This is a genomic window from Paenibacillus sp. YIM B09110 (assembly GCF_037167145.1).
Lineage (GTDB): Bacteria > Bacillota > Bacilli > Paenibacillales > Paenibacillaceae > Pristimantibacillus.
Genome location: NZ_JBANSP010000060.1, coordinates 1 through 1,448, shown reverse-complemented (window position 1 = coordinate 1,448; position 1,448 = coordinate 1). Strand labels below are relative to the sequence as shown.

General features: G+C 50.6%; 1 rRNA gene. It reads left to right on the top strand.

Annotation, left to right across the window (positions count from 1 at the left end):
- Positions 1-123 precede the first annotated feature (123 nt).
- Positions 124-1,448 (top strand): 23S ribosomal RNA (locus V8F51_RS31435); the annotation flags it as partial.

Here is a 1,448-nt window from a genome sequence, read left to right as displayed (position 1 = left end):
TTGAAAACTGGATAACGAAAGAAAAGAATTGCTGAAACATCCTTTAGCTGGATTTAAAACCATGTTTAAGATGGATGCGTATTTTCTGAAGAAATTCAGGAAGCGAGCCATCGAAAAACGCTAGGTTAAGCTATTAAGAGCGCACGGAGGATGCCTAGGCACCAGGAGCCGAAGAAGGACGTGGCGAACAACGATACCGCCTCGGGGAGCCGTAAGCAGGCTTTGATCCGGGGATTTCCGAATGGGGAAACCCAGCTGGAGTAATGTCCAGTTACTACTAAGTGAATACATAGCTTAGTAAGAGGCATACCGGGGGAACTGAAACATCTAAGTACCCCGAGGAAGAGAAAACAAAAGTGATTCCGTCAGTAGCGGCGAGCGAACGCGGATTAGCCCAAACCAAGGAGCTTGCTTCTTGGGGTTGTAGGACATTTCACATGGAGTTACAAAAGTGTTGGTTAGGCGAAGAGGTCTGGAAAGGCCCGCTAAAAGAGGTAAAAGCCCTGTAACCAAAAGCTAACACTCTCCGAAGTGTATCCTGAGTACGGCGGGACACGTGAAACCCCGTCGGAATCCGGCAGGACCATCTGCCAAGGCTAAATACTCCCTGGTGACCGATAGTGAAGCAGTACCGTGAGGGAAAGGTGAAAAGCACCGCGGAAGCGGAGTGAAAAAGAACCTGAAACCGTGCGCTTACAAGAAGTCAGAGCCCGTTAAATGGGTGATGGCGTGCCTTTTGTAGAATGAACCGGCGAGTTACGATTACGTGCAAGGTTAAGTCGGAAAGACGGAGCCGCAGCGAAAGCGAGTCTGAATAGGGCGACATAGTACGTGGTTGTAGACCCGAAACCGTGTGATCTACCCCTGTCCAGGGTGAAGGTGCGGTAACACGCACTGGAGGCCCGAACCCACGAATGTTGAAAAATTCGGGGATGAGGTGGGGGTAGCGGAGAAATTCCAATCGAACTCGGAGATAGCTGGTTCTCCCCGAAATAGCTTTAGGGCTAGCCTCGGTCATGAGTGTCGTGGAGGTAGAGCACTGATTGGGTGCGGGGCCCGCCAAGGGTTACCAAGTCCAGTCAAACTCCGAATGCCATAGACATGCTTACCGGGAGTCAGACAGTGAGTGCTAAGATCCATTGTCAAGAGGGAAACAGCCCAGATCATCAGCTAAGGTCCCCAAGTGTGTGTTAAGTGGGAAAGGATGTGGAGTTGCAAAGACAACCAGGATGTTGGCTTAGAAGCAGCCACCATTTAAAGAGTGCGTAATAGCTCACTGGTCGAGTGACTCTGCGCCGAAAATGTAACGGGGCTAAACACACCACCGAAGCTATGACATTGCAGCTTGCTGCATTGGGTAGGGGAGCGTTGAATGTACGTTGAAGTCAGACCGTGAGGACTGGTGGAGCGCATTCAAGTGAGAATGCCGGTATGAGTAACGAAAAGAC